At 72.1% G+C, this 21,947-nt stretch carries 19 protein-coding genes; 14 read left to right on the forward strand and 5 right to left on the reverse strand.

From position 1 onward, the window contains the following. Positions 1-45 precede the first annotated feature (45 nt). From HJC40_RS27955 to HJC40_RS27975, 5 genes are all read left to right on the forward strand, one after another. Positions 46-1,053 carry an ABC transporter ATP-binding protein gene (locus HJC40_RS27955; RefSeq protein WP_250005414.1) on the forward strand — a complete coding sequence of 336 codons (1,008 nt, stop codon included), beginning with the start codon at positions 46-48 and terminating at the stop codon, positions 1,051-1,053. Continuing rightward, a complete protein-coding gene (locus tag HJC40_RS27960; RefSeq protein WP_250005416.1) occupies positions 1,053-1,703 on the forward strand; it encodes an ABC transporter permease in 651 nt (216 codons plus the stop codon). The genes HJC40_RS27955 and HJC40_RS27960 overlap by 1 nt, the downstream gene beginning before the upstream one ends. Further along, positions 1,700-2,359: an ABC transporter permease subunit gene (locus tag HJC40_RS27965; protein ID WP_250005417.1), complete on the forward strand. Its 660-nt coding sequence runs from the start codon at positions 1,700-1,702 to the stop codon at positions 2,357-2,359. The genes HJC40_RS27960 and HJC40_RS27965 overlap by 4 nt, the downstream gene beginning before the upstream one ends. A 38-nt stretch (positions 2,360-2,397) precedes the next feature. Then, entirely contained in the window at positions 2,398-3,303 is a 906-nt protein-coding gene (locus tag HJC40_RS27970; protein ID WP_250005418.1) for an ABC transporter substrate-binding protein, read from the forward strand. 96 nt (positions 3,304-3,399) lie between these two features. Continuing rightward, complete coding sequence (locus HJC40_RS27975) at positions 3,400-4,995, forward strand: diguanylate cyclase domain-containing protein (RefSeq protein WP_250005420.1); 1,596 nt, start codon at positions 3,400-3,402, stop codon at positions 4,993-4,995. On the opposite strand, the gene HJC40_RS27980 is transcribed toward HJC40_RS27975, so the two are convergent. Continuing rightward, entirely contained in the window at positions 4,964-5,683 is a 720-nt protein-coding gene (locus HJC40_RS27980) for a DUF998 domain-containing protein (protein ID WP_250005422.1), read from the reverse strand. The genes HJC40_RS27975 and HJC40_RS27980 overlap by 32 nt on opposite strands. 70 nt (positions 5,684-5,753) lie before the next feature. Here HJC40_RS27980 and HJC40_RS27985 point away from each other — a divergent pair, with 70 nt between their 5' ends. Both HJC40_RS27985 and HJC40_RS27990 read left to right on the forward strand, forming a co-directional pair. Next, the gene (locus HJC40_RS27985) at positions 5,754-6,590 is read left to right on the forward strand and encodes an SDR family NAD(P)-dependent oxidoreductase (RefSeq protein WP_250005424.1); all 837 of its coding nucleotides are present in this window, start codon (positions 5,754-5,756) and stop codon (positions 6,588-6,590) included. Positions 6,591-7,146: 556 nt separating this feature from the next. Then, the gene (locus HJC40_RS27990; protein WP_250005427.1) at positions 7,147-8,226 is read left to right on the forward strand and encodes an FAD-binding oxidoreductase; all 1,080 of its coding nucleotides are present in this window, start codon (positions 7,147-7,149) and stop codon (positions 8,224-8,226) included. Here the strand turns inward: HJC40_RS27990 and HJC40_RS27995 are convergent. Then, the gene (locus tag HJC40_RS27995) at positions 8,214-10,301 is read right to left on the reverse strand and encodes a discoidin domain-containing protein (RefSeq protein ID WP_250005429.1); all 2,088 of its coding nucleotides are present in this window, start codon (positions 10,299-10,301) and stop codon (positions 8,214-8,216) included. The genes HJC40_RS27990 and HJC40_RS27995 overlap by 13 nt on opposite strands. Before the next feature lie 434 nt (positions 10,302-10,735). Here HJC40_RS27995 and HJC40_RS28000 point away from each other — a divergent pair, with 434 nt between their 5' ends. Next, entirely contained in the window at positions 10,736-14,689 is a 3,954-nt protein-coding gene (locus HJC40_RS28000; RefSeq protein ID WP_250005432.1) for a WD40 repeat domain-containing protein, read from the forward strand. Here the strand turns inward: HJC40_RS28000 and HJC40_RS28005 are convergent. Further along, on the reverse strand, positions 14,686-16,128 hold the full coding sequence (locus HJC40_RS28005; RefSeq protein ID WP_250005435.1) for a serine hydrolase: 1,443 nt from the start codon (positions 16,126-16,128) through the stop codon (positions 14,686-14,688). The genes HJC40_RS28000 and HJC40_RS28005 overlap by 4 nt on opposite strands. A gap of 74 nt (positions 16,129-16,202) precedes the next feature. On the opposite strand from HJC40_RS28005, the gene HJC40_RS28010 reads away from it, so the two are divergent. Then, positions 16,203-16,493, forward strand: coding sequence for a LysR substrate-binding domain-containing protein (locus tag HJC40_RS28010; RefSeq protein WP_284043855.1), 291 nt, complete (start codon positions 16,203-16,205; stop codon positions 16,491-16,493). A gap of 87 nt (positions 16,494-16,580) precedes the next feature. Further along, on the forward strand, positions 16,581-17,045 hold the full coding sequence (locus HJC40_RS28015) for a cupin domain-containing protein (RefSeq protein ID WP_250005440.1): 465 nt from the start codon (positions 16,581-16,583) through the stop codon (positions 17,043-17,045). A gap of 11 nt (positions 17,046-17,056) precedes the next feature. Here HJC40_RS28015 and HJC40_RS28020 read toward each other — a convergent pair whose 3' ends face one another. Continuing rightward, entirely contained in the window at positions 17,057-17,818 is a 762-nt protein-coding gene (locus HJC40_RS28020) for an SDR family NAD(P)-dependent oxidoreductase (protein WP_250005444.1), read from the reverse strand. 128 nt (positions 17,819-17,946) lie between these two features. On the opposite strand from HJC40_RS28020, the gene HJC40_RS28025 reads away from it, so the two are divergent. From HJC40_RS28025 to HJC40_RS28040, 4 genes are all read left to right on the forward strand, one after another. After that, positions 17,947-18,555, forward strand: a complete 609-nt coding sequence (locus tag HJC40_RS28025) for a CGNR zinc finger domain-containing protein (RefSeq protein ID WP_250005478.1) — start codon at positions 17,947-17,949, stop codon at positions 18,553-18,555. Continuing rightward, the gene (fae, locus tag HJC40_RS28030; protein ID WP_250005480.1) at positions 18,542-19,039 is read left to right on the forward strand and encodes a formaldehyde-activating enzyme; all 498 of its coding nucleotides are present in this window, start codon (positions 18,542-18,544) and stop codon (positions 19,037-19,039) included. The genes HJC40_RS28025 and fae overlap by 14 nt, the downstream gene beginning before the upstream one ends. Before the next feature lie 293 nt (positions 19,040-19,332). Then, a complete protein-coding gene (locus HJC40_RS28035; protein ID WP_250005483.1) occupies positions 19,333-19,689 on the forward strand; it encodes an S-adenosylmethionine decarboxylase in 357 nt (118 codons plus the stop codon). Further along, entirely contained in the window at positions 19,683-20,546 is an 864-nt protein-coding gene (locus HJC40_RS28040) for a hypothetical protein (RefSeq protein ID WP_250005486.1), read from the forward strand. Before HJC40_RS28035 ends, HJC40_RS28040 begins: the two co-directional genes overlap by 7 nt. A gap of 767 nt (positions 20,547-21,313) precedes the next feature. Here HJC40_RS28040 and HJC40_RS28045 read toward each other — a convergent pair. Further along, positions 21,314-21,862, reverse strand: a complete 549-nt coding sequence (locus tag HJC40_RS28045; RefSeq protein WP_250005489.1) for an NUDIX hydrolase — start codon at positions 21,860-21,862, stop codon at positions 21,314-21,316. Positions 21,863-21,947: the final 85 nt, after the last annotated feature.

A 21,947-nucleotide genomic window follows, 5' to 3' on the forward strand; every position in this document is an offset into this window, starting at 1 on the left:
CCCTGAAGTATGAATAGTGGTATTCAATCGCTAGCCTGGAGCGCCATGATCACATTCGATGACGTCGTGAAGGTCTACCCCGGCGGCGGCACCGCGGTCGATCACGTGTCGCTCGAGCTGGCCACCGGTAAGACCACGGTGTTCGTCGGGCCGTCAGGCTGCGGAAAGACCACGTCCCTGCGCATGATCAACAGGATGATCAGTCCGACCTCGGGTCGCGTGCTCATCGACGGCAAGGACGTCGCCGGGCAGGACGAGGCGCTGCTGCGGCGGGGCATCGGCTACGTGATCCAGCACGCGGGCCTGTTCCCGCACCGCACCGTGCTCGACAACGTCGCCACGGTGCCCGTCCTGCTCGGCAAGACCCGCCGGGAGGCCCGCGAGGCGGCGATGAAGCTGCTCGAGCGGGTCGGCCTGGCCGCCGAGTTCGCCCAGCGCTACCCGGCCCAACTCTCCGGCGGCCAGCAGCAGCGGGTCGGCGTGGCCCGGGCGCTCGCCGCCGACCCGCCGATCATGCTGATGGACGAGCCGTTCAGCGCGGTCGACCCGGTCGTCCGCGAGGGCCTGCACCGGGAGTTCCTGCGGCTGCAACAGGAGCTCGGCAAGACGATCGTCATGGTCACCCACGACATCGACGAGGCGATCAAGCTCGGTGACGAAGTCGTGATCTTCCGCCAGGGTGGCGTCGTGGCCCAGGTCGGCACGCCGCAGGAGCTGCTGGCCGACCCGGCCGACGACTTCGTGGCGGAGTTCGTGGGCCGCGACCGCGGGCTGCGCAGCCTCTCCTTCGACACCGCGGCCGGGCTGCCGGTGCGGCCCCTGCCGGCCGAGCTCGTCGTCGACGACGCGGGCCGGCCGCTGGGCTGGAAGTCGGCCGACGGCGTACGACCGACCGGCGGCACCTTCACCAGCGCCGACACCCTGCGACTGGTCGCCGACCTGGCCATCCTCTCGCCGGTGGGCATCGCCGTGCGGGTGGACGCCGACGGTGTCGCGGACGGCATCGCGCCGCACCACGACCTGGCCGACTACCTCGCGGCACGGCGCAGCTGATGATCAATTACCTCTCGAACAACTCCGAGGCCGTGCTGGCCGCGCTGCGTCAGCACATCGTTCTCGCGCTGATCCCGGTGGTGCTGGGCTTCCTCATCGCGCTGCCGATCGGCTACCTCGGTGTCCGCGTCCCGTGGCTCTACCACCCGCTGGTCAACGTGGCCGGGGTGCTCTACTCGATCCCGTCGCTGGCGCTGTTCGTGTTCCTGCCGGTCGTGCTGGGCACCAAGATCCTGTCGCCGCTCAACATCGTCGTCGCGCTCACGATCTACACCGTCGCGTTGCTGGCCCGGACGGTCGCCGACGGCCTGCGGTCGGTCGACTTCCTCATCACCGAGTCGGCCACCGCGATGGGCTACCGGCGGTTCCGGCGGCTCGTCGACGTGGAACTGCCGGTGGCGCTGCCAGTGATCCTGGCCGGCCTGCGGGTGGCCACGGTGGCCAACATCAGCCTGGTCAGCGTCGGCGCGCTGATCGGCGTGGGCGGGCTGGGCCAGCTGTTCACCCGGGGCTTCCAGCTCTTCTACATCGAGCCGATCCTGGTCGGCGTCATCCTGTCGGTGCTGCTGGCCGGCGTGGCCGACCTGGTCATCGTGCTGATCCAGCGGGCGGTCACCCCGTGGACCCGCTTCCAAGGGAGCCGGGCGTGAATCTCTCCTACCTGTTCGACGCGGCCCACTGGGACTTCAGCACCTCGGGCAGCATCCCGCAGCTGCTGCTCTCCCACATCTGGTACGTCTTCCTGGCTCTCGTCATCGGCACGGCGATCGCGCTGCCCATCGGCCTGTACATCGGGCACACCGGGCGGGGTTCGTTCATCGCGATCAACGCGGGCAACGCCGGCCGCTCCCTGCCGACGCTCGGCCTGCTGATGCTCATGGTCACCCTGCTCGGCCTGGGCCTGCTCCCGGTGCTCATCGCCCTCACCGTGCTGGTCATCCCGCCGATCCTCACCTCGGCCTACGCCGGGCTGCGCTCCCTCGACCAGCGCGTCGTGGACGCCGCCCGGGGCGTGGGCATGCGCCCCTGGCAGGTGCTCACCCGGGTGGAGCTGCCCATGGCGCTGCCGGTGCTGATGAGCGGCTTCCGCAGCGCGGCGCTGCAGGTGGTCGCCACCGCGACCGTCGCCGCCGCGGTCGGCCTGGGCGGGCTGGGCCGCCTGCTGATCGACGGCCTGGCCGTCAACGACTACTCCCGAGTGCTGGCCGGCGCCATTGTCGTCGCGGTGCTGGCCGTCCTGCTCGACCTGATCCTGGCGCTGGCACAGCGCTGGATCATCTCGCCCGGTCTCCGGGCTTCCCGATGAAAGGTCCCTTGATGAAGCGTTTTGGCCGATTCAGCTTGGTGAGCGCCGCCGTGGCGCTCACCGTTGCCCTCACCGCCTGCGGAGCCGATGAAGACCCGCTGGCCAACGACAACGGCGGCGGCAGCGCCGCCCCCGGCACCATCACCGTCGGCTCGGCGAACTTCGCCGAGAGCGAGCTGCTCGCCGAGATCTACTCGCAGGCCCTCGAGGCCAAGGGCGTGCAGGTCAAGCGTCAGTTCAACATCGGCGCCCGCGAGCTCTACCTCAAGGCGCTGCAGGACGGCTCGATCGACCTGCTCCCCGAGTACAACGGCGCGCTGCTGTCGGCCCTGCAGAAGGGTGGGGCGGCCGAGGGCGTCAGCAGCCCCGAGGACGTGCTGGCGGCGCTGAAGAAGGTGCTCCCGTCGGGCACCGAGGTGCTCGAGCAGGCCGCGGCCGAGGACAAGGACACCCTGACCGTCACCCAGGAGACGGCGACCAAGTACAGCCTCAAGACGATCGACGACCTCAAGCCGGTCGCCGGCCAGCTGACCATCGGCGCGGGACCGGAGTGGCAGGAGCGCTTCCAGGGTCTCAAGGGCCTGGAGCAGGTCTACGGGGTGAAGTTCAAGGAGTTCAAGCCGCTCGACGCCGGTGGCCCGCTGACCGTCAACGCCCTGACCAAGAATCAGATCCAGGTCGGCAACATCTTCTCCACCGACTCGTCGATCGCGAAGAACAAGTTCGTCGTGCTGGAGGACCCGAAGAACCTCTACCTGGCCGAGAACATCATCCCGCTGATCCGGACCACGGCGAACAACCCGACCGTGACCGGCGCGCTCAACGCGGTCTCGGCCAAGCTGACGACCGAGAACCTGACCACGACGCTGGCCAAGGTGCAGCTCGACAAGCAGGACACGGCCTCCGTGGCCAAGGGCTGGCTCAGCGAGAACGGCCTGGTCTGACGTTGTGAGGGTGCCGCCCCGGCGGCACCCTCATGCCGGGCCGAAACCCGCCGAATAAGAGGGGGACGCCCGCCCGCGACCCCGAGGACCCGCATGATGGCAACCGGCCCACGCCGTTGGCTCGGCGTCGCCCTGGTGCTCGCCGTCCTGGTGGGCGGAGGCGTCGCGACGGCCCTGGCCACCCTGGGCGTCAGCCGGGTGCAGCGCGAGCACGCGGCGCTGCTGATGGACCACAACGCCGACGCGATCCAGCGGGCGGTCGCCAACGAGGCGTCCCGCTACACCGAGACCCTGGCCGACATGACCGTCGCGGTCGGCTCGCAGACGCAGTTCAACGCCATCGACTTCGACACGATCACCTCCCGGCTGAGCCGCGACCGTCTGCCGGGCGCCAGCGCGGTCGGGTTCGTCGTACCCGCTCAGGCGGCCGAGGCGCCGGCCGTACAGCGCTACTGGCGGGCCCGCGGGGCCGACGACCTGCGGCTGCAGACCGTCGGGAACGCGACCGACCACCTTTTTCTGATCTACAGCCGAGCCCTGGACCACGTCACCTCGGCCACCGGGCGTGACCTCAGCCAGGCCCCCGAGCCCGCCGCGGCCCTGCGGTTCGCCCGGGCCAGCGGGGAGGTCACCGCGAGCCACCCGTACGTTCTGCTCAAGGACCGCGCCCTGCCCAACGCCTACCGTCAGCAGTCCTTCCTGCTGGCCGCCCCGGTCACCGGCGCCGCCGGTACGCCGGCCGACGGCCAGTTCCTGGGCTGGATGATCCTGTCGATGCGCGGCGGCGACTTCGTCGAGGAGACCCTGCACGCGTACGCCGGTGAGCTGGTCAAGGTGACGCTGAGCGACCTCGACGGGCCGTCGGTGACCCCCTTCGCCTCGACCAGGGAGCCCGCCCCGCTGCTGCCGGACGCGGGCCTGCGCCGCGAACGGACCGTCCTCGTCGGTGAGCGGGAATGGCAGATCTCGGTGCAGCCCACCGAGCGGCTGATCAGCAACACCGACCGCCGGCTGCCGTTCGCCACCCTCGCCATCGGGCTGCTGGTCACCGCGCTGGCCGGGATCCTGGCCGACTCCCGCCGGCGCGCGCTCAAGCGGGTGGCCGACGCGACCGCGGCCCTGCGGTACGACATCGAACGGCGCAAGTCCGTCGAGGCGCGGTTGCTCGATCGCGAGGACGAGTTGCGGCACCTGGCGATGCACGACGCGCTCACCTCGCTGCCCAACCGCACCCTGTTCCATGAGCGCCTCGAGGAATCCCTGGGCCAGCCGCTCGCCGTCTTCTTCATCGACCTGGACGGCTTCAAGGCGGTCAACGACGGGCTCGGGCACAGCGCCGGCGACACGCTGCTCATCGAGACGGCGGCCCGGCTGCTGCAGTGCGCCCGGTCCGGGGACACCGTGGCCCGCCTGGGCGGCGACGAGTTCGCCGTGCTGGCCGCCACACCGGGCGCCGCCGTCGAGGCCGTCGCCGAGCGCATCGTGAGCTGCCTGCGGGCCCCGTTCGACATCGACGGTCAGCCGGTGACGATCAGCTGCAGCGTCGGGGTGGCCGTCGCCGCCGGCGACCCGGGTGAGAACGCGCAGCGCCTGGTCCACGCGGCCGACGAGGCGATGTACGCGGCGAAGGCGGCCGGCAAGAACCGCTACACGATCGCCGTCAAGGAATCCACCGCCGGATCCCGCTCCTGACCCGGCCGGCACCCTCCGGCTTCGTGCGCCGGTCCGGTTTCGTTCCCCGGTCCGGGCTTGTTCCCCGGTCCGCGCTCGTTCGCCGGTCCGGCATCGTTCGCGGATCCGGTGGGAGGACGCCGGCTGTCAGGCCGGTGCCGACGAGCCAGGAGACGGCGACCACCAGTACGAGGCGCTCGACCACCGCGCCGAAGTCGCTTCGCCCGACGAAGAGCATGGTCAGGCCGAGGGCGGCGCCGAGCGGAACGATCAGCACGACGCCGACGGCGGCCAGCCGGGTCATCGCCGGCCGCGGGCGCGCGAACCAGACGGCGGCCATCGCCCCGGCCAGCACGATCATGCCGGCCACGCTGGCCAAGGCGTGGACGATGTCGGCCGCCGTGGACGGCTCGTAGGGCGGCAGCGGGCACGTGTCGCTGCACGCGACCAGGCCCGAGGTGGCTGCCAGCAGCGACGAGACCAGCAGGCACCCGCCGACCAGGCGCAGGTCGCGCAGCGCCCAGCCGAGCAGCCCGACGCCCGCCGCGAGCACGACCAGACCACTGCGGTACGGGATCGCGTACGGCTGACCGGCCGTGCCGGCCTCACTGACATACCCGTCCCACCACGACCCGGCCGGCGCCACCAACGCGATCAGCATGACCACGGCCCCGGCCGTCACCGCCAACGCCGCGGCGCCGGCTGCCACGCGCGTCCACCGTCCCGTCATGATCGCTGAGATCTCGTCACGGCTCCATCATGATCGATAGGGTCGGGGAATGCCCCGGACCGTGGTTGTGACCGGCGCCAGCTCGGGGATCGGCCGGGCCGCGGCCGTCTCGCTCGCCCACCGCGGCGACGAGGTGATCCTGCTCGGCCGTGACCCGGGACGCCTGGCCGACGCGGTGGCCGCCGTGCGCGAGGCAGGCGGCCGCACACCACCGGCCTACCGCGCCGACTTCGCCGTGCTCGACGAGGTGCGAGCGACCGGCGCCCGGATAGCCGCCGACCACGAACGCGTGCACGTGCTCGCCGGCAACGCCGGCCTGCTCACCGCCGTCCGCCCGCTCACCGCCGACGGCCACGACCCGACGATGCAGATCAACCACCTGGCCGGTTTCCTGCTCACCCACCTGCTGCTCGATCGTCTCCGCGCGGCCGTCACCCCGGAGTCACCCGCCCTGATCGTCACGACGTCGTCGATCGCCGAGGCGTGGGGCGCCCTCGACGTCGACCGCCCCGGCCGCCGCCAGCATCTGCGCTGGCTCGCGTACGGCGCCAGCAAACAGGCCAACATCCTGTTCACGGTCGAGGCGGCCCGCCGCTGGACGGCCTCCGGAATCGTGCCGACCTGCTACTTCCCCGGCCTGATCCACAGCGGCTTCGGAACGACGAGCCCGGCGTTCAGCGCGGCCCGCCTCGCCCCCGGCCTGTTCCGCCCACCGGCCGAGGGCGCCGACACCCTGGTCTGGCTGGCCACCGACCCGGCGGCCCGGATCCCCGGCGGCTACTTCGCCGGGCGGGCCCTGTTCCGGGCCACCCCCCGCTCCACGAACCCGGACCGCGCCGCCCGCTTGTGGACATCGAGCCTGGCCGCGGTCGGACTACCCACCTGAACGGGCCCGGCAGCGGAGCCGGACGCGGCGTGCCGACTCACGGCCATCGGCCGGCATTCGCCTGGACCATCGCCGGTCCCCCGCGCAGCCCCCGTGCGTCTCGTCCTGGCGGCTGTCCCTGCTTTGCCCTCAGCTTCGTGGTGGGAGATGGCGGCGGAAGAAGAGGACGGCGCCGTCGGCTTCGTGGCGGGGCGGGTCGGCGGGGCGGCCCGGATTGGCGTATCCAACCAGCAAACCGTCCCAGTTCTCTCCGGCCAGGTGCAGACCGGCCCGCCATCGGTGTCTGTCAGCGCATGTTCGACCCACCTCCGCGTGTGGCAGCCGCCCCCGCGCGTGCAGCAGCGCCGGGCGGCCGCGTAGCGGGCAGGCTGACATGCACCTCGGGCCGCCACGCCCCCGCCGCAGCACAGGGTTGTGGACGCTCTTTGAGCCGGGACTCGCGGACGGTGGCGTGAGAGGCTGGCCCGCGTGCATCTCGGACAGGAAACACGAGTGAGCTCGGCCCGGTCCGTCCCGGTCGAGCGGGGACTGTTTCCAGGGCGGCTCGGGTGACGTCGTGACACGGATCGTTGTCGTGGGCGCGGGGATCGTCGGGGCCGCGGTGGCGTACGAGGCCGCGCGGGCGGGCGCCCAGGTGGCGCTGATCGACAAGGGGCTGCCCGGGTCGGGGGTCACCGCCGACTCGTTCGCCTGGATCGGCGAGCCCCGCCCCGGCGAGGTGCCGGATGCCAGTTCGGCCCTGCGGCGCCACACCCTGCGGGCCTGGCGGCGATGGGACGAGGACGTGCCCGGCGTCCGGGTCCGGTGGCACGGCGCCCTGTTGCTGGGCGCGGAGCAGGCGTCCGGGGACGGCGAGCGCCTCGTCGAGGCCGGCCGCGTCGAGCCGCACCTGGTCGGGCCGCCCGCGCGGGCCGTCCACCTCGAGCGTCACGGCGCCGTCGACCCGGTGGCCGTGACCCAGGCCGTCGCCCGGGCGGCTCAGGGCCACGGCGCGCGTCTGATGACGGGCACCGTCGTCACCGGGCTCGTTCTGGGCGAGGGGCGGGTCGTCGGCGTGGAGTCTTCCGCCGGGCGCGTCGGCGCCGACACCGTCGTGGTCGCGGCCGGCGTCGACGCGCCGGTGCGGGGCCGGGCGCTAGGCTTCGATCTGCCCGTGGCGCCGTCGCCGGCCCTCCTCATGCGTTTCGCCGCGCCCCCGGGCCTGGTTCGCACGCTGATCGTCGGTCCGGATCTGGAGATACGGGAAGCCGCCGAGGGCGAGCTGCTGGTGCCGGCCGCCTACCACGGCGAGTCCGACCACGACGCTTTGCGGCAGGCCGGCGAACAGATGCGGCGCCGCCTCGTCGCCACCTTCGGTTCGGACGACATCCGCCTGCTCGGCGTCCGCGTGGGAGCACGACCCATGCCGGCCGACGGACTGCCCGTGATCGGTCCGGTGCCCGGGGTCCTCGGCGCCTACTTGGCTGTCATGCATTCCGGCATCACCCTGGCTCCGAGCGTGGCCCGGCTCATCACGTCGGAGCTGGTGGACGGGGCCGAAGCGGACGAGCTCGCCGACCTGCGCCCCGCCCGCTTCGCCAACGCTGAGCGCCCCGACGCTTCACAGGGCCCCCTCCACAGGGCTCAGCCGGAGTAGACCTCCAGTCCGGAAAGCTGGCCGGCCGGCCAGGCGCTGTTGGCCGTGACGGTCACCCGGACGTACCGCGCGGCCACCGCCGATCCGGTCACGGTCACCGTGTTACCGGTGGCCGGGTCGAACCCCCGGGCCGCCGGGCCCGACAGGGCCGTGAACGACGTGCCGTTCGTACCGGTGGAGACGGCCACCGTCTGGGAGCGCGAACCCCAGCCGGGCGGCAGCTTGAGGACGACGCCGCCGACCGTCGTGGCCGCGCCCAGGTCGACCTGGACCCACTGCGGGAAGGCGTTGTTGGCGCTCTCCCAGTAGGTTCCGGCGTCGCCGTCGACGACGTTGGCCGGGGCGTACGACTGGGTGTGCCCGCTCGCCGACGTGGACCGGCCCCGGGCGAGGTCGCCGGTGGCCGGCGGGGGCGTGCTGCCGCCGTACACCTGGATCTGGGAGAGCTGAGCGGCCGGCCAGCCGGAGTTCGCCGCGAAGCTCAGCCGCACGTAGCGGACCGGGGCCCCACCGAGGGTGACCGTCGCCGCGTTGCCGGCCGCCGGGTCGAAGACGTAACCGGCGGAGGCAGCCAGCGTGCTGAACGTCGATCCGTTCGTGCTGCCCTGCACGGTGATCGTCTGGCTGCGCCGCTCCCAGCCGGCGGGCAGGCGCAGCACGACGCGGTTGACCGCCTGGGCGGCGCCCAGATCGACCTGGAACCACTGCGGCAACGCACCCGCGCTCTCCCAATAGGACGACGCGTCGGCGTCGACCGCGTTGGCCGCCGGGTACGGCCCGTTGGCGCTGCTCGCGCTGACCGCCTTGCCGGCGGCGAGATCTCCGGTGGCCGGCGGGGGTGATCCGGTGACGGGTGGGGTCGGGCGTACGGCGGTGAGGGCCAGCTGTCCTTTCAGCATCCGGCCGCCGTCCTGGGTGAGGCGCAGGTAGTAGTCGGCCGAGCAGAAGGTGCCGTCCTCGTCGAGGGGGCGGATGCCGCTGCCGGCCGGCACGGAGGCGGCCGTCTCGGCGGTCTTGGCGATCTGGTTGCCCTCGTTGAACTCGTCGAACATCGAGACGTACAGGCCCTGCGCGCCCAGCTTGACCATGTTGTAGAGGCTGCGCCAGTAGAAGTCGCCGTGCCGGCGCGCGCCGGCGGACAGGTCGCCGGGCAGGACGCAGGGCTGGTAGTCGATGCCGCGGGCGTTACAGTCGGCCTGGTCGGCGGTGTTCACATTGGCCAGGAACCAGTCGAGCCCGTCGAGCGTCCCGGTGCGGCCGACCATCCACGGCGAGATCATGTCGAAGGCGTGGTAGACGCCGGCGAAACCGGTGCGGCTGTCGTTCTTGCCCTCACGCCAGTAGGTCGGGACGCCGCCGATGACGTAGCAGCCCTGCGCCTTGAACCAGTTGACGACGTCGAGGCATGCGGCCGGGGCGAACGGGCGGCCGTCGTCGGCGAAGCCGAAACCCCAGACACAGACGACCGGTTTGCCGTTCTGGCGTGCGTAGGCCGACGACGACGTGTGGGCGGCCATCTTCGCCGTCCAGTCCGCCTTGATCCCGCTCTGCATCGACGTCCAGCCGGTGACGTCGTACATGATGTAGAACTTGCGCCCGGTCGCCTCGGCCGCGGTCCGCACCTTGGTGGTCATGGCGTCGCGGGTCGGGCCCTCGTCGCCCATCGGGTTGAAGCGCTGCAGGGCGGCGGTGTCGATGCCGTAGGTGCGCATCCACTGGAAGTGCGTGTCGACGGTCTGCTGGTCGTACGAGGAGAACAGCGTCGCGGGCCGGCCGTCGCCCAGGTTCGGGTACGCCGTGGGGTAGGCGTGCGTGAAGTCGCGCATGTCGGGCCAGGACACGATCGTCGTGTTGGCCGGAGACGGCGGCTGGAAACGGTCGCGGCTCCAGTGCCACCAGCCGCCGATCGGGGCGCCGTCGCCGGGGCAGGAGAACCACCCCTGGTAGCCGACGCTGATCTTGCCGACGACGTCGCCGGGCGGGGAGGCGGCGGACGCCGGGGTGAGATCGGTGAGCAGGGCGGCGGCCGAGCCGATGGCCGCTGTGGACAGCAGGGTGCGCCGGGTGAGGGGCATGGGGACTCCTGACGATCCGGGGGAATGGGGGAACGGATCGACGGTCATCGTGACAGCCGTGTTCACACGAACGCAATACTCCGACCACAGCTTGCAATATTTCGATAACTCATCGGAAAACCGTGGCAACGCAAGAGGTCAGTGTCATCGACTCATGACTCGCCGTAGCCGCGCGGGAAACTTGAAGCATGAACAGTGCACGTTCAGTGACATAGTTCCTGCCCAGGTCCTGGACATGCCAATCTGAAGTCACTCATTGTGATCGAGGAACGGGTCTCCCTACGCTGGCCCGGTTGACTACGGTCAGTTACGGCTGGGGGGCCGCAATGGGGGGAAATCCGGGGCCGAGACGGGACCCGTGGACAGTGGCTCTGCACGCGGGTCCGGCGGATCCGTACGGCCGTCCGGCGGGCGACCGTCCGCTGGGCTGTGGCGTGCTCATCGATCCGTGGCGGGTGCTCACCTCGTCCGTGCCGCACGATCGGACCGGCCCGGCCGACCAGCTGTGGGTCGCATTCCCCAAAGCGGGTGTGCCGTGGACGATCCGGCGGCGGGTCGTCTCGATCCGGGCCGACGCGGCCACCGACGTGGCCGTGCTGGTGCTGGACGAACCGGCCCCGCACGGTGTCGAGCCGGCTCCCCTGTCCGCCCCGGACGCGGCCGACCTGGTCGGCGAACGGTGGTGGGCGTTCGGGTTCCCGGCCGGCACGGCCTTCGGCGGCGACGGGCGCGGCCATGTCGGGGCGGCCCTCTCGTACGGCCGGATGCGGCTCGAGCCCGACCCCGACCTCGGCCTGACCGACGGCTTCGTCGGCGCCGCCGTCTGGTCGCCCCGTTTCGAGGCCGTCGTCGGACTGATCAGCCGGGTGCAGGTCGTCGGCGGCCGCGCCGGCGAGATCGTCGCCCTGACCGTCGCCCAGGCGACCGGCGCCCTGCCCGAGGAGCACCTGCACGACCTGGCCGGGTGGTCGGCCGCCGACGCCGGCGAGTCGGCCCTGGCCGCCTGGGGCTGGTCGCTGGAATCCGATGTGGAGGCGGCCCGGCACTGGCTGCCCCGGTCCCGGGGTGTGGCGGTCGATTCCGAGCCGGGCTACCGGTTCCGCGGGCGCCGGGCCGCCCTGTCCGCCGTGGTGGACTGGCTGGGCCGGCCCCGGGTCGACGACCGGGTGCTGGTCGTGACCGGCTCGCCCGGCGTGGGCAAGTCGGCCGTGCTGGGCCGCGTGGTGACCACCTCGGACCCGGCCTTCCGCGACCTGTTGCCGGCCGGGGACGACGCCGTGCGGGCCGGCGTCGGCACGGTCGCCTGCGCCGTCCACGTGAAGGGCAAGACCGCGCTGGACGTGGCGGTCGAGATCGCGCGGGCCGCCGCCGTGCGCATCCCGCAGAGCCCGGACGAGCTGGCGCCCGCCTTGCGCCGGCGCCTGGCCGACCGGCGTACCTCCCGCTTCAACCTCGTCATCGACGCGCTCGACGAGGCGGTCAGTCCCGAGCAGGCCCAGCAGATCGTCGAGGACCTCGTGCTGCCGGTCGTCCGGACCTGCGGCTCGGTGGGTGTCCAGGTCGTGGTGGGCACGCGGCGCAGCGACGACGGCGGCGACCTGCTGCAGCTGTTCGGCGCGGACTGCGAGGTGGTCGATCTCGACAGCGAGCGCTTCTTCGAGGTGGAGGACCTCACCGCGTACGCGTCGGCGACGCTGCGGCTCGTCGGGGACGAGCGGACCGGCAACCCGTACGCGCCGGACCACGTCGCCGGGCCGGTCGCCGCGCGGATCGCCGAGCTGGCCGACCGCAACTTCCTGGTCGCCGGGCTGACCGCGCGGCGGCACGGCCTCTACGACCACGTAGCGGTGCGGCCGGAGGACCTGGCCTTCTCCCCCGACGTCGACGACGCTTTGGAGGCGTACGTCGACCGGCTGCCCGAGGTGGGCCGGCTGGCCGCCAAGCCGGCGCTGACCGCCCTGGCGTACGCGCAGGCGCCGGGCCTGTCGCTCGAGCTGTGGCAGACGTTCCTGGCCGGCTTCGGGGTGACGGTCGAGCAGGGCCAGCTGGCCGACTTCGCGCGTTCGTCGGCCGCCAACTTCCTCGTCGAGTCGAGCGGGGACGGGCCCGGACCGCGGTTCCGGCTGTTCCATCAGGCGCTCAACGACGCGCTGCTGCGCGAGCGGCGCTTCAGCGGGGCGACCGTGGCCGACCAGCGGGCCATCAGCGACCACCTGATCCGGCACGGCCGCGCGCACGGGTGGGCGCAAGCCGACCAGTACCTGCTGCGTTCGCTGGCCGAGCACGCGGTCGCCGCCGGCCTGATCGACGAGTTGCTCGTGGACGACGAGTACCTGCTCTACGCCGACCTGCTCCGGCTCGTGCCGCCGGCCGACTACGCCCGGACGATCCTCGGTCAGCAACGCGCCCGGTTGCTCCGGCTCACCCCGCAGGCCGTGCCGGCCGGGCCGTCGGAACGCGCGGCCCAGTTCAGCGTGACGGCTGTGCTCGAAGGGCTCGACTCGCGGGTCGCGGTCAACCGGCGCGCGCCCTACCGGGCGAGCTGGGCCGCCGTGCAGAAGCGGCGCGAATGGGCCGTGCTCGAAGGGCACACCGGCGTGGCCGGGTCGATCTGCGTGCTGACCGCGCGCAGCGGCGAGCTGATCGTGGCCAGCGGCGGAAGCGACGGCACCGTCCGCACCTGGGACCCGCGCACCGGGCAGCAACGCCGGGTGATGCTGGCCGGCGCCGACGTGGTCGAGCTGGTCCCGGTCCGGATGGACGGCCGCACCCTGGTGGCGTCGGCCGGCGCGGACGGCACGGTGCTGCTGTGGGACCCGGAGAGCGGGCAACTGCGGCACAGCGTGCGGTGCGAGCCCGACCAGATCCGGGCGCTGACGCCGGCGCCCCGGCCCGGGGACGAGGGCTTCGGCGTGGTGTGCGCGGACGGCAGCATCACCGTCTGGTCGCCGGTCGGCCGGAGCACCCGGCGCAACATGATCCACACGGGGAAGGTCTCGGCCGCCGTGCTGTGCGGGCCCGACCGGGTGATCAGCGCGGGCGCCGACGGGTCGTTGCAGTACTGGACGATCGGCGCGCCGGAACCGGGCTGGGTCGCCGCCGCGCACAGCCGGGCCGTCACCGCGCTGTGCCTGCTGCCCGCGGCCGACCAGGGCATCGTGGTCAGCGGCAGCGCCGACGGGACGGTCCGCATCGGCGACGCCGCCACCGGCACGCCGCTGCTGACCATCCAGGTGGGTGACCCGATCCGGGCGATGTGCCCGGTGAACCGCCGCGGCGGACCGCTGCTGGCCACGGCCGGCGACGACGGCATCATCCGGCTCTGGGACGCGTGGACGGGCCGGCTGCTGCGGGCCGTGGCCACGCACGGCGGGCCGATCCGCCGGCTGTGCGCGGTCGAGGTGCAGGGCCGGGTGCTGATCGCCACCGTCGGCGATGCCGCCGTCCGGCTGTGGGATCCCGATTTCGCCTTCGGCCCGCGAACCGGTGCGGCGTCCACCTCGGTCACCGCGCTCGCGGCGATCCGGCAGGGCAGCCGGGATCTCGTGGCCGCCGCCTACGGCAACGGGACTGTGCAACTGCTCAACACTGCCACCGGCGAGGTGGTCGACGAGCTCACCGGGCACCGGGATGCCATCACGGATCTGGCGCCCGTCTTCGCGTACGGGAAGATCCTGCTCGCCTCGGCCGGGGCCGACGAGACCGTGGGCCTGTGGGAGCTGCGCAAGGCCCGGCAGCGCGCCGAGCTGCAGCCACGGCCGGGGTGGTCGTCCACAGTGTGCGCGGTGTTCCTCAACCGTCATCTGTGGCTGGCCTGCGCCGGCGAGGAGGGCACGGTGCGGCTGTGGGACCCGTTCACCGGCCGTCGCCGTCGCCGCACCCCGTGGCGGCGCGGCCCCCGGGGCGGCGGGCCGATCTCGGTGCTGGTCGAGCTGACCACCCGCGAGGGGCCACGGGTCGTCTCGGGCGGCACGGACTGCACGCTGCGCGTCTGGAACATCGCGAGCGGGCGCCAGGAGACGGTCTTCAGCCGCCACACCGGCCGGATCCGCGCGGCCTGCGTCCTGCCCTCCCCCGCCGGCGAGCTGGTCGCGTCGGCCGGCGACGACCAGGTCATCCGCGTCTGGGACCCGCGGACGGGCGACCAGCGGCTGGCGCTGCGGGGCCACACCGGGCGCGTCACGGCGGTGTGCCCGATCCGCGCCGGCAACCGCCTGCTGCTGGCCTCGACCGGCCACGACGGCACCGTACGCCTGTGGAACCCGGCCACCGGCGCCGGCGAGCTCACCATCCCGATCCACCACGAGGGCACCGCGTGCGCAGCCGTCGCCGACGAGCTCATCGTCGGCACGACGGCCGGGGCCCTGGCGCTCTCGCTGAGTCTCTAGGCGACGTCGGGCCGGGTCATCAGCGGAGATCGCAGGTGCGACTCCAGGTCGGCGGTGGTCAGGGGCACGGCGTTCCAGGTCGCCAGCGCTGTGCCCGCTGCGGGGTCCACCACCAGCCGGACGCGGTGCGGGGTGGTGATGACGAAGAGGTCGGCGACGAAGGTGTCGCCCTGCCAGGCGCCGGCGGCGACGACCGGGCGGCCCAGCGGCGCGCTCTCCCGCCAGGCGCCGTGGCCGGCGGCGACCTCGATGGCCGGCCCGAGCCGCAGGCGCCACCCGCCGTCCGCCGGTTCGACGGTCACCGCCGTACCGCCGGGCAGCGCCGAATCCGGGGCCGCGGCCTCGATCGTCGCGGCGGCCGAGGGGGCCGCGGTCGCGGGGGCGGCCGCGCCCGGCACCGGGGTGAAGGACAGCCGGCGGAGCCGTTCGGCCAGCACCTCGTCGTCCCGGGCGTCCACCGGGCCGTCGAGGCCGGGCAGGAGCAGATCCCACAACGCGCCCGGCATCTCCGCCGGCTGACCGATGCCACCGGCGGTGATCACGACCACGAGATCGTGTTCGGGGACGACCAGGCACAGCTGGCCCAGATGCCCGTCGCCGCGGTAGCCGTGACGCGACATCCAGAACTGGTAGCCGTACCCGCAGAGCCCGTCGGGTTCCGGTGGCGCGTCGTCGAGGCGCCGCGTCCCGATGTGCCGCCGGGTCGCCAAATCGACCCAGGCCCGCGGGACGAGCTGCCGGTCGCCCCACCGGCCGCCGCGCAGCAGCAGCTCGCCGAAGGCAGCCACGGCCTCGGTCGTCAGGTGCAGCCCGTGGAAGCCGAAGACGGCCCCGCTCGCCAGCCGGTCCCATTCGGCGTGGTCGACGCCCATCGGCTTGAAGAGGCGGTCGTCGAGCAGCTCGGGCAGGCCACGACCGGTGACCCGTTCCACCATCCGGGCGAGCACGCCGGTGGTCGCGTTGTCGTAGGTGTGCCCGGTCCCCTCGGGCTCGGTGAACGGCACGCGCAGGAAGCCCTTCACCAGGTCGTCCGGCTCCAGCTCCCAGGCCTCGGCCAGGCTGTCCGTACGGTGCCCGGCCGTCATCGACAGCAGATGGTGCACCGTGATCCGGCGCGCCTGGTCCGAGACACCGGCCGGCACGTGCTCGGGCAACACGTCGACCACCCGGTCGTCCAGCGAGAGCAACCCGTCGTCGATCGCCAGGCCGACCGCGATCGAGGTGAACGACTTGGTCAGCGAGTAGAGCAGATGCGGGCGTCCGGCCGAGTACGGCGCCCACCAGCCCTCGGCCACGACGTGACCGTGGCGCACGACCATGACGGAGTGGAGCTCGACGGATCGCTCCTCGAGCCGGTCCAGCACGGCGGCGACCGCCCGGGACGAGACCCCGGTCGCCGCGGGAGTCGACCGGGGCAGCAGGGCCGGCGGGGTAAGCATCGGGGCACCCTAACAACGCCGACCGGCCCGGTTCACCGGCTTTTCCCGGCGCGGCCGGCGGTGAGCGGTTCGTCCTGCGGCGCGAACCGCGGCTCGCCTCGCTGAGCGCCGACGCGGTGCTCGCAGCGGTGCGGGCCGGGGTGGGCGTGGGCCTCGTCCAGGACGTGTTGTGCGAGGCCGATCTGCGCTCGGGGTCGCTGGTCCGGCTCTGGCCCGAGTGGTCCTCCGCGGAGGCGTCCCTCTCGCTCGAGTTCACCTCCGCGCGGGGACAACTCCCGGCGGTCAAGGTGCTCATCGACCATCTGCGGGAAAGCTTCGCGAAGCGCGGGTCCCGGAGCGCGACCCCGGCCGGCGCCCGCATGTGATGTCGCGCCGCGACATCAGTGGTACGGTGATGTCACGGCGCGACGTCACATCCCGTGCGCCGGCGAACCCATCAGGGAGGCTTTTCCATGGTCCCGGTCACGATCGTCCGCCCCGGCGAAGGCGAGCTCCTCACCAGCAAAGGGCCGTCGCAGATCCGCATCCTCGAGGACGGCAGCCACACCGGGCACCGCCTGGGGATCGGCGAGATCACCCTCCAGCCGCACACTCCGGGCCCCATCCAGCACCGCCACGCCCAGCACGACGAAGGCTTCTACATCCTGTCGGGCACCGTGCGGTTCACCGTGGGCCAGGACGACCACGACGCCGGCCCCGGCACCTGGATCATCGTCCCGCCCGGCGCGCCGCATACCTTCGCCAACGTGGGCGACGACCCGGCGGTCATGCTCTCCACGTTCACGCCGGACCTGTACGTGGAGTACTTCCGCGACCTCAAGAAGATGGTCGAGTCCGGGCAGCCGGTCACGGCCGAGACCATGACGCCGCTGTGGAAGAAGTACGCCACCGAAATCTCCTCCGAATACCGGTCCTGAGGCGCGATCACCTACCAGACGCTGCCGTCGGGGCGGACCAGCATCTCGCTCATCACCACGCGGGCCGGCCGGGTGACGACGTAGGTGATGGCATCGGCGATGTCCTCGGCGTGCAGGAGCGTGGCGTTGGCGAAGGCGTCCTTGCCGGCCTCCAGGACCTCGGGGCGGATGTGGGTGAACAGCTCGGTGGCGACCGGTCCGGGTTCGATCAGCGAGACGCGGACGTGGCGGTCGCCCACCTCCTGCCGCAGGGCCTCACTGAAGGCCCCGATCCCGTGCTTGGTCAGGCTGTAGACGGCGGACCCGGCGATGGGAACGCGGCCCGCGAGCGAGCTGATGTTGACGATGTCCGCGGTGCCGCGGGCGCCCCCGGCCGCGGCCAGCAGGTGCGGCAGGGCGGCATGGGTCGCGTGGAGCAGCCCCTGCACGTTGATGGCGATCATGCGGTCCCACTCCTCGGCCGGGGCGCTCTCGACCGGTCCGAGCAGCATGATGCCGGCGTTGTTGACCAGGGTGTCCAGGCCACCGAAGGCGGCGACGGTCTGCTCGACCGCGGCCACGGCCTGCAGCCGGTCGGTGATGTCGGCCTGGATCGCCCGGGCGGCGCCGCCGCCGGCCTGGATGCGCTCGACGAGCTCGTCGAGGCGGTCCTTGCGCCGGGCGACCAGGGCGACGTTCGCGCCCTGAGCGGCGAGGGACAGCGCGGTGGCGGCGCCGATGCCCCCGCTCGCTCCGGTGACCAGGGCCGTCGTGCCGGTCAAGGTGATGCTCATGGTGTTCCTCCGGTGCTCGGTGATCGTTGCTGATCACAGCCTGACACCACCGTAAGCCGTACGACAATGTCATGTGACATTCCCTACTGGCCTACGGTGGTGTCATTTCCCGGGCTAGGCTGACTGTCGTGAACAGTGACGACACCGGGCGCTTTCTGCTGGCCGCGGCTCCCGGGGGCCTGAGCATCGTTCAGGATCTGCTGAACTCGGCGAGCATGCCCGTGGCCTCGATCCCCGACCTGCTGGCCGACGAGGCCACGGCGCAGGAGTGGCTCGACGCGTCGTTGTCGAGGTGGGGCGGGCAGACCGGCCGGGCAGCGCCCCGCATCACGATCTCCCGCGCCGACCTCCCCGCCCTTCGCGATCTCCGCGACCACGTCCGAGGCTGGCTCACCGACGCCGACGACCCCAGCCCGCAGGTGTTGCACGCCGACGTCTCCTTCCGCGACGGCCACATCACCTACGAGCCCCGCGGCGACGGTGCCGCCGCAGTCGCGTCCCTGGTGAACCTCGAGGCGCTGCTGGCTTCGCACACCGGCGCCCTGACCCGGCTGAAGACCTGCCTCAACCCGGACTGCGGCGCGGCCTTCTACGACCGGTCGCGCAACGGCACCCGTGTCTGGCACGACATGAAGACCTGCGGCAACACCATGAACCTGCGGGCCTCGCGGGCCCGCCGACGCGAAACCCCGTCCCCGCAACGCACCGAAGGAGCCGAGTCCCGTGCAGATCGGTGAGAGCGCCCACGGGGAAGACCTCAACGCGGCCCACGTCAACACCGTCCTCGGCCCGCGTTCGGGTCCGGTCGGGACGGCCTGGGCCACCGCCCTCGCGACCCCGACCGTCGGCCACGTCCCCTTCATCGCCGTGCTGCAGCCCTCGGTCGCGGCCAAACCGTTCACGCTGTTCGTCACCAAGGCGACTCCCGAAACCGACGAGCACCGCAGCCTCACCTGGGGCCCGGCGCAGGCCGGCGTCGCGGCCGGAGTCGCCGACGCGGTCGCCGAGGGGGTCATCAGCGCCGAGCAGTGCGACAGCGACGTCATCATCGCGTCCGTCTGGGTGAACCCCCGGGCCCACGACGCGGATGCCGTCTACCGGAACAACCGGAAGGCGACCGCCGCAGCCCTCCGCAACGGCGCCACCGGATTCCCCGGGGCCGACCGGATGCTCGAAGCCGCCCGGCATGTCGCGAACGGGCTCTATCGCGCACCCGGCTGAGCTCCTCACCCCGGGCACGCCGGCGTGACCGACGAGCACGGCAGCGACCGGGGCCCCGGTATCGCAGCGCGTGAGCCTGGTCGCGGCGGCCTGACCGCCTGAGCTCGACCAGCATCCGGCCGAACGGTCGGCGACCCTCCACCAATAGGGCCAGATGCCTCCGATTCGGGCACATAGTCGCGAACGAGGGACCGATTGCCGCCAAGCCCGGCGGTGACCGATTCTGATCTGACGCGATCGCCCAGCAGTGCCGCTGAGTCGCCTCCGCTCCCCCGGAAGAAAGAGCGACCCCCGTGCCTGCTGAGTCGTTCCACGACCTCGCCCCGACGATCCTGCGCCAGCGTCTGGTGGTGGAGGGATACCCGGGCTTCGTCATCACCGACGAGCACATCAAGGAGTACCTGAGCAAGCTCTCCGTGGTCACCGACATGATCACGCTGATCGAGCCGGTCACCCACCGGAGCGACCTCTACGGCTGGGCCGGCTGGATCCACTGGGAGACCTCGGGCGCCCACTTCTACTCGTGGGAGCGGCCGGTCCAGTTCTTCAGCGTCGACATCTACACCTGCAAGGCGTTCGACCCGGACGAGGCCGTCGCGTTCACCGAGGAGTTCTTCCGGGCCACGACCATCGTGGCCAAGCCGTGCTGACCGCCGTCCGTTACGACCTGACGCCCGGCCAGATCGCGGCGGCCGTCGCCGGCTTCCTGCGGTCCACCGGCCGGAGACCCGGTCGCTTCGTCCTCGCCGTGGTCGCGACGGACCATCCGCTGGCCGACGTCGCCCGCACCGTCGAGTGCGCGGTCTTCGACGACGCCTTCGGCAACACCCCCGAGGTGATGGCCGCCGAATACGGCCCGTACGAGGACCGCAGCCGGTTCTTCCTGGTGATCGACCGCCGAACTGGACGTCCGGCCGGCGCGGGCCGGGTCATCACGGGCCCGGCCGACCAGCTGAAGACGATCGTGGACGCCCCCGCCCACATCGGCCGCACCGCCGACGAGATCCTCGACGCGCACGGCCTGCGCGACGCGACCGTGTGGGACTTCGCCACAGTGGCCGTGCTCCCCGCCTATCGGGGCACGCTGACCGTGAGTTCCCTGCTTTACCGTACGTTCGCCGTGGCCTGCGCCAGGGCTGGCGTCGACCACGTCGTCACGCTGCTCGACGCCCGCGCCTGCCGCAACATGGCCCTGATCGGCGTCCATCTGGAGCCGCTGGCCGGTTCGGCGCCGTTCGCCTACCTGGGTTCCACCGAGACGCGAGCCCTGTACAGCCGCGCCTCCACCTACCTGCCCGACATCCGCCGCCAGTCCCGCGACCTGCTGCGGCCCGGCGCCCGCCACGCCGGCCAGATCCGCGCCACCGGCCTGCGCAAACTCCTCATCCGCGCGGCCGCAGCCCGAGTAGCCCACCGAATCGGCACCGGCCGCGGCCTGGACCCCACGATCATCTGGACCGATCAGCCCGTCACTCGCAGCAGCGGGGCCGGCCTCTCGCGGCTCTGATCCGCTGCGGCAGCACGGTTCTCCCGGCAGACTCCCGGGAGGCCGGCCTGATCGAGCACATCGCGTCGCTCCTGCCAGCAGCGCCGTTCCTCGACACGCGGCTCCCCCGCCAGCGCGGTCTGCCCCAGCGCGGTTCCCCCAGCAAAGCGGTATTCCCCCATCGGCGCGATATCCACAGCCAGCGCGCTATCCACCGACAGCGGCATCGCCTGCGACGCGGTTTCCCCGCTAGGCGGTTGCCGTCCACAGGGAGGTATCCCCAGGAAAGCGGTTCTCCGCCAACAACGGTTTCCGCTCGCAACGCGATATCCCCAACAACGCGGTTCCCTCGCCAGAACGATTTCCGCCCGCACGCAGTTTCCCTAGCTAACTGGTTCCCCGCGTCAGCGCGGTTCCCTTCCAGCGCGGTATCCACCCGTCAGCGTGGGCCCTCTTCGAGGCGGTTCCCCCGCCAGCGAGGTATCACTCATCAGCGTGGTGCTCCCGCCGACGCGGTATCCAGCCGTCAGCTCGATTCCCCGCCAGTGCGGTGACTCCCGTAACGCGGTTTCCACCCGCCAGCGCAGCTCCCCCGGCAACGCGGTATCCACCCGCCAGCACTGTTCCCCGCCAGCGCGGTTTCCTCAGCAACGCGGTATCCACCATCAGAGTGGTGCTCCCGCCAGCGCGGGTTCTCCCGGTAATGCGGCTTCCCGGCGCATCGCGTTCTTTTTGGCGGTTGGGCGGCTCCGCTGACGCCAGGGTCCGGATTCCACCCGGCGAACTTTTTAGACTGGCCTGCTCGCTGGCTCGTCGAGTGCCAGCCGGTAGAGGGTCAGGGCGGCCACCGATGGGGCATCGACTATGTGTCCGGATCGGATCATTGCTGTGACCTCATCGTCGTGGACGCGACGGTGGATCATGTCCTGCTCGGTGACCTCCCGGTCGGGCTCGCCCTCTTCGAGATCCGTCGCGAGGTAGACGTCGAATCCCTGGGTCGAGTAGCCGTAGGCCTCGAAGAGGTGGCCGAGATGCGTCAACGACCCGGCACGCAGACCTGTCTCCTCGGCCAACTCTTGCCGGGCCAGGGCAATCGGGTCGCCGGTCGCGTCCCGGCCCCAGCTGCCCTGCGGGAACTCCCAGGCCCGCCGCCCCACCGGGTAGCGGAACTGCTCGACCATCCAGAACCCGCCGGGGAAGCGCGGCAGGACCAGAGCGAAGTCCGGCTTCTCGACCACCCCGAAGATGCCGGGGCTGCCATCCGGGCGCCTGACTTCGTCCTCCCGCACGGTCATCCACGGATTGCGATACACCACGCGGCTGCTCACCCGTTCCATCTCGTGATGATCGCAACGGCAGGCAACGACCAGGTCCCATCGGCGGCATTCGGCCGCCAACCACGCATGCGGCTTGGCCGGAACG

This window comes from Actinoplanes sp. M2I2, assembly GCF_023544445.1.
Classification (GTDB): domain Bacteria; phylum Actinomycetota; class Actinomycetes; order Mycobacteriales; family Micromonosporaceae; genus Actinoplanes.

Coding starts and splice junctions, on each gene's coding strand:
- HJC40_RS27955 (WP_250005414.1), top strand. CDS start 46: ATGATCACATTCGATGACGTCGTGAAGGTCTACCCCGGCGGCGGCACC.
- HJC40_RS27960 (WP_250005416.1), top strand. CDS start 1,053: ATGATCAATTACCTCTCGAACAACTCCGAGGCCGTGCTGGCCGCGCTG.
- HJC40_RS27975 (WP_250005420.1), top strand. CDS start 3,400: ATGGCAACCGGCCCACGCCGTTGGCTCGGCGTCGCCCTGGTGCTCGCC.
- HJC40_RS27985 (WP_250005424.1), top strand. CDS start 5,754: ATGCCCCGGACCGTGGTTGTGACCGGCGCCAGCTCGGGGATCGGCCGG.
- HJC40_RS27995 (WP_250005429.1), bottom strand. CDS start 10,301: ATGCCCCTCACCCGGCGCACCCTGCTGTCCACAGCGGCCATCGGCTCG.
- HJC40_RS28005 (WP_250005435.1), bottom strand. CDS start 16,128: ATGCTTACCCCGCCGGCCCTGCTGCCCCGGTCGACTCCCGCGGCGACC.
- HJC40_RS28015 (WP_250005440.1), top strand. CDS start 16,581: ATGGTCCCGGTCACGATCGTCCGCCCCGGCGAAGGCGAGCTCCTCACC.
- HJC40_RS28020 (WP_250005444.1), bottom strand. CDS start 17,818: ATGAGCATCACCTTGACCGGCACGACGGCCCTGGTCACCGGAGCGAGC.
- HJC40_RS28045 (WP_250005489.1), bottom strand. CDS start 21,862: ATGGAACGGGTGAGCAGCCGCGTGGTGTATCGCAATCCGTGGATGACC.